The sequence below is a fragment of the Streptomyces sp. LS1784 genome (assembly GCF_020103755.1).
In the GTDB taxonomy this organism is placed as follows: Bacteria; Actinomycetota; Actinomycetes; order Streptomycetales; family Streptomycetaceae; genus Kitasatospora.
In genome coordinates this window covers 1-5,796 of the sequence record NZ_JAHSQD010000526.1, presented here as the reverse complement: position 1 = coordinate 5,796, position 5,796 = coordinate 1, and the positions used below count along the sequence as shown (strand labels likewise).

Sequence of the window (5,796 nt, the reverse complement as noted above, 5' to 3'; positions counted from 1 at the left end):
CCCGCCCCTCCGGCGGCCGCCCGACGGAGAAAGCCGCCCCGGAGCGCTCCGAGCGTCCCGGCGTCCCCGGGGTGCCCGCCCCGCCCGGCGCTCCCCCGGCCGGCGGCTCCCGCAAGGACGAGCCGGCCGCCCGGCTGAACCCCAAGTACCTGTTCGACACCTTCGTCATCGGCGCCAGCAACCGCTTCGCGCACGCGGCGGCGGTGGCGGTCGCCGAGGCCCCGGCCAAGGCGTACAACCCGCTCTTCATCTACGGCGAGTCCGGGCTGGGCAAGACCCACCTGCTGCACGCCATCGGGCACTACTCGCGCAGTCTCTTCCCGGGCACCCGGGTGCGCTACGTGTCCTCGGAGGAGTTCACCAACGAGTTCATCAACTCGATCCGGGACGGCAAGGCGGACACCTTCCGCCGCCGCTACCGGGACATGGACATCCTGCTCGTGGACGACGTCCAGTTCCTCGCGAGCAAGGAGTCCACGCAGGAGGAGTTCTTCCACACCTTCAACACCCTGCACAACGCGAACAAGCAGATCGTCCTCTCCTCGGACCGGCCGCCCAAGCTGCTGACCACGCTGGAGGACCGGCTGCGCAACCGCTTCGAGTGGGGTCTGATCACCGACGTCACCCCGCCGGAGCTGGAGACCCGGATCGCGATCCTGCGCAAGAAGGCGATCCAGGAGCAACTCAACGCTCCCGCCGACGTGTTGGAGTTCATCGCGTCCCGGATCACCCGCAACATCCGGGAGTTGGAGGGCGCGCTGATCCGGGTCACCGCCTTCGCCAACCTCAACCGGGCCCCGGTGGACCTGGAGTTGGCCGGGATCGTCCTCAAGGACCTGATCCCGGGCGGGGACGAGGACGCCGGCCCGGAGATCACCGCGCAGGTCATCATGCAGCAGACCGCCGCGTACTTCGGCCTGGGTGTGGACGACCTCTGTGGGTCATCGCGCAGCCGGGTGCTGGTGACGGCCCGGCAGATCGCGATGTACCTCTGCCGGGAGCTCACCGATCTCTCGCTGCCGAAGATCGGTGCTCAGTTCGGCGGCCGCGACCACACCACGGTGATGCACGCGGACCGCAAGATCCGCTCGCTGATGGCCGAGCGGCGCTCGATCTACAACCAGGTCACCGAACTCACCAACCGCATCAAGAGCTAGCCGGCGCCGCGCAGTGCGGCCCCCGGGTGCCCGTCCCGTCGATCGGCTCGGGCACCGGGAATGATCGGCAGGGCGGGCCCTCAGGGCGTCAGGAGCGAATCCTGACGCCCTTTTGCACATCCACAGGTGTGCATCGCGCGCCGACTGGGCAGGGATGCCGTCGACGGACGATCCGCCAGTCCACAGTCCGCGCCGAACAGCTGACCGGTGATTCGAAAGCCCGGGGCGCGCAAGGCCGTTGTCCACAGGACCGGCCCCTTCTCCACCGTCCACAGGGCGGGGAGTGCGGAGTTATCCAGAATTCGTCCACAGGCCCGTCGCCGCTACGCTCTTCCGCGCAGGTCACGTGCCTGTGGACTTGTGCACAACGGTTATCCACAGGGTGTGGACAATTGACGGGCCACCAGTGGGCCGTCCGGGTTGTCCACCGGTTGTCCCCAGGGGAGGGGCGGTTATCCCCAGGTTGTCCACAGCGGCGTCCACAGTTCGACAACCGTGGGCTGGCGTTCATACCCTGGTGTGAAAGGCGTCACGAAAAGTTGACCGGCGCCCGTGGATAACCGGGCCCGGATCTGGGGACAGCCCTGGGGATAACCTGTGGATACCGTGCGTGGCCTGTGGGTAACGCTCGGCTGTCCACAGCGCGGCCTGTCCGTCCACAGCCGCCGTCCACACCCACTGTGGACAAAATTTGGGCTCTGACCTGCGGAAACGGGGTTATCCACGGTTTCCACAGGCCCTACTACTACCACTACACATTTAGACCCCGGACTTGCTTTCAAAGTGGGTGGGCCCCGAATCTGTGGACAACCGCACCCCGACAACCGTTCGGGTTGCTTCCGCCCGTCTGCCCCGTCTGTCGGCGGAGTACGTCAGACTGTCCTTGCGACTGGAAGCGGAGTGACGGAGCTCGGCGGACAGCCCAACCGACGATCAAGATCAGACGAACCAGAGTGCGAGCGGGAGCGCTCGATCCAGGAGGCGGTTACCGGTGAAGTTCCGGGTGGAGCGTGACGTCCTCGCGGAGGCGGTGGCCTGGGCTGCCCGCAGCCTCCCGGCACGGCCTCCGGTGCCGGTGCTGGCCGGCCTGCTGCTGACCGCGCAGGAGGGCAGCCTGGCGCTGTCCGGCTTCGACTACGAGGTCTCGGCGCGGGTCGAGCTGGAGGCGGACGTCGAGGAGGCCGGTACCGTCCTGGTCTCCGGCCGGCTGCTGAACGACATCTCCCGCAACCTCCCCAACCGGCCGGTGGAGATCTCCACCGACGGCCAGCGGGTCAGCGTGGTCTGCGGCAGCTCCCGCTTCACCCTCCCCACCCTTCCGGTGGACGAGTACCCCGCACTCCCCCAGATGCCGACGGCCACCGGCACCGTCTCCGGCGACGTCTTCGCCTCCGCCGTCAGCCAGGCCGCGGTCGCCGCCGGCCGGGACGACACCCTCCCGGTGCTCACCGGTGTCCGGGTCGAGATCGAGGGCGACCGGATCACCCTGGCCGCCACCGACCGCTACCGCTTCGCCGTCCGCGAGCTGCTGTGGAAGCCCGAGCAGTCGGACATCTCCGCCGTCGCGCTGGTCCCCGCCAAGACCCTCCAGGACATCGCCAAGTCCCTGGGCAGCGGCGACAACGTCTCCATCGCGCTCTCCTCGGGCGGCGCGGGCGAGGGCCTGATCGGTTTCGAGGGCGCCGGCCGACGGACCACCACCCGGCTGCTGGAGGGCGAGTTCCCCAAGTTCCGCAGCCTGTTCCCGACCGAGTTCAGCGCCGTCGCCGCGATCCAGACCCAGCCCTTCCTGGAGGCGCTCAAGCGCGTCTCGCTGGTCGCCGAGCGCAACACCCCGGTCCGCCTGAACTTCGAGCAGGGCGTGCTGACCCTGGAGGCCGGCTCGGGCGACGACGCCCAGGCCACCGAGCGGATCGAGGCCGACCTGGAGGGCGACGACATCTCGATCGCCTTCAACCCGGGCTACCTGGAGGAGGGCCTCAAGGCCATCGACTCCCCCTTCGCCCAGCTCAGCTTCACCACCCCGACCAAGCCTGCGCTGCTCAGCGGCAAGGTCTCGGTGGACGCCGAGGAGGACAAGGCCTACCAGTACCTGATCATGCCGGTCCGCCTCTCCGGCTGATCCGCCCCCGTCCGGTTACCCACAGGCTGTGCACACCCGCTGTGCACAGCCTGTGGACGTCTCCCCCGCTCGGCCGACCGCAGACGGCCGGGGCCGCTCCAGCGCGTAGGCTCAAGGAGTGCGGCAACGGCGCCGCCGGCAGGCACGTTCACCACAGGTAAGGACTTGGTCATGGAGCTCGGCCTCATCGGTCTCGGCAAGATGGGCGGCAACATGCGCGAGCGGATCCGCCGCGCCGGCCACACCGTCATCGGTTACGACCGCAACCCGGACATCTCCGACGTCGAGAGCCTCCAGGAGCTCGTCACCAAGCTCCAGGGCCCGCGCGTGGTCTGGGTCATGGTCCCGGCGGGCGCCGCCACCCAGGCGACCGTCGACGAGCTCGCCGAGCTGCTCTCCCCCGGCGACGTGGTGGTCGACGGCGGCAACTCCCGCTGGACCGACGACATCAAGCACGCCGAGGCGCTGGCCGCCAAGGGCATCGGCTTCGTGGACTGTGGTGTCTCCGGCGGCGTCTGGGGCCTGGAGAACGGCTACGCGCTGATGTACGGCGGCGACGCCGAGCACGTCGCCAAGGTCCAGCCGGTCTTCGACGCCCTCAAGCCCGAGGGCGACTTCGGCTCGGTGCACGCGGGCGCGGTGGGCGCCGGCCACTTCGCCAAGATGGTCCACAACGGCATCGAGTACGCGATGATGCAGGCCTTCGCCGAGGGCTGGGAGCTGCTGGAGGCCGCCCCCGAGGTCACCGACGTGCGCGAGGTCTTCCGCAGCTGGCAGGAGGGCACCGTCATCCGCTCCTGGCTGCTGGACCTGGCCGTCCGCGCCCTGGACGACGACGAGCACCTGGAGAAGCTGCGCGGCTGGGCCGCCGACTCCGGCGAGGGCCGCTGGACCGTCGAGGCCGCGATCGACCACGCCGTGCCGCTGCCGGCGATCACCGCCTCGCTGTTCGCCCGCTTCGCCTCCCGCCAGGACGACTCGCCGCAGATGAAGATGATCGCCGCGCTGCGCAACCAGTTCGGCGGCCACGCGGTCGAGTCCAAGTAACCAGAAGGTTCTCCACAAGAAGGCGGGCGCAGTCCACAGCCATGCACGTCGCGCATCTGTCGCTCGCCGACTTCCGGTCGTACGCCCGGGCCGAGGTTCCCCTCGACCCGGGCGTGACCGCCTTCGTCGGACCCAACGGCCAGGGCAAGACCAACCTGGTCGAGGCGATCGGCTACGTCGCCACCCTGGGCAGCCACCGGGTCGCCACCGACGCCCCGCTGATCCGGCTGGGTGCCGAGCGGGCGGTGGTCCGCACCTCGGTGGTGGACCGCGGCCGCTCCACCCTGATCGAGCTGGAACTCACCCCGGGCAAGGCCAACCGGGCCCGGATCAACCGCTCCGACAGCGTCCGCCCGCGCGACGTGCTGGGCCTGCTGCGCACCGTGCTGTTCGCCCCCGAGGACCTCAGCCTGGTGAAGGGCGACCCGGGTGAGCGGCGGCGCTTCCTGGACGAGCTGCTGACCGCCCGGGCACCCCGGCTGGCCGGGGTGCGGCAGGACTACGAGCGGGTGCTCAAGCAGCGCAACGCCCTGCTGAAGACTGCCGCGATGGCCCGCCGGGCCGGCGGCGGCAAGGGCGCGGACCTGTCCACCCTGGAGGTCTGGGACGGCCATCTGGCCCGCGCCGGCGCCGAGTTGACGGCCTTCCGGATCCAGCTGGTGGCCGCCCTGCAGCCGCTGGTGGCGGCCGCGTACGGGCAGCTGGCCCCCGGAGGTGGCGAGACCGCCCTGGAGTACCGCAGCTCCTTCGAGGGCGAGCTGCCGACCAGCCGCGAGCAGGCCGAGGAGCAACTGCTGCACGCGTTGCAGGCGGTCCGCAAGCAGGAGGTCGAGCGCGGCGTCACCCTGGTCGGCCCGCACCGGGACGAGCTGGTGCTCAAGCTCGGCCCGCTGCCCGCCAAGGGCTACGCCAGCCACGGGGAGTCCTGGTCCTACGCGCTGGCGCTGCGGCTGGCCTCGTACGAGCTGCTGCGCGCCGACGGCGGCGAGCCGGTGCTGATCCTGGACGACGTGTTCGCCGAGCTGGACGCCGCCCGCCGGGACCGGCTGGCCGAGCTGGTGGCCGACGGCGAGCAGGTGCTGGTGACCGCAGCGGTCGCCGAGGACGTTCCGAAGGCACTGTCCGGCGCCCGGTTCGCGGTCTCCGACGGCGCGGTGCGCCGGATCGACGCCTGACCGCGCCCCCTCCACCGGCACTGCCGCACCGACGTCACCGCACCGCGACCACTTCCGCGCACCCCCGCCCCGGCCCGACGGGCCCGCCCGCTCCCGTAGGCTGGACGGCTCGGCGGGCGCGCGACCGCGACCGTTGTCCACAGGCTGGGGAAAGGAGATCGCCGTGAGCGAGTCGGCGGAGCACTCCCCCAAGCCCGAAGCCCCCAAGCCCGAAGCCCCCGGGCCCGGCGCTTCCGAGCCGACCGGCGCCGACCTCGCCCGCTCCGCGCTGCGGGCGGCCCGCGCCCAGGCCCGC

The 5,796-nt window shown here is 70.8% G+C and carries 4 protein-coding genes; all 4 read left to right on the top strand.

Going from position 1 to position 5,796, the window contains the following annotated elements; genetic code table 11:
- The coding region (dnaA, locus tag KS423_RS36680) for a chromosomal replication initiator protein DnaA (protein ID WP_224284070.1) at positions 1-1,157 on the top strand (1,157 nt) is incomplete at its 5' end.
- 991 nt (positions 1,158-2,148) lie between these two features.
- On the top strand, positions 2,149-3,279 hold the full coding sequence (dnaN, locus tag KS423_RS36675; RefSeq protein ID WP_224284069.1) for a DNA polymerase III subunit beta: 1,131 nt from the start codon (positions 2,149-2,151) through the stop codon (positions 3,277-3,279).
- Positions 3,280-3,450: 171 nt separating this feature from the next.
- Entirely contained in the window at positions 3,451-4,326 is an 876-nt protein-coding gene (gene gnd / locus KS423_RS36670) for a phosphogluconate dehydrogenase (NAD(+)-dependent, decarboxylating) (RefSeq protein ID WP_224284068.1), read from the top strand.
- Positions 4,327-4,367: 41 nt separating this feature from the next.
- The gene (gene recF, locus KS423_RS36665; protein WP_224284067.1) at positions 4,368-5,501 is read left to right on the top strand and encodes a DNA replication/repair protein RecF; all 1,134 of its coding nucleotides are present in this window, start codon (positions 4,368-4,370) and stop codon (positions 5,499-5,501) included.
- Positions 5,502-5,796 lie beyond the last annotated feature (295 nt).

Coding starts and splice junctions, on each gene's coding strand:
- gnd (WP_224284068.1), top strand. CDS start 3,451: ATGGAGCTCGGCCTCATCGGTCTCGGCAAGATGGGCGGCAACATGCGC.
- recF (WP_224284067.1), top strand. CDS start 4,368: ATGCACGTCGCGCATCTGTCGCTCGCCGACTTCCGGTCGTACGCCCGG.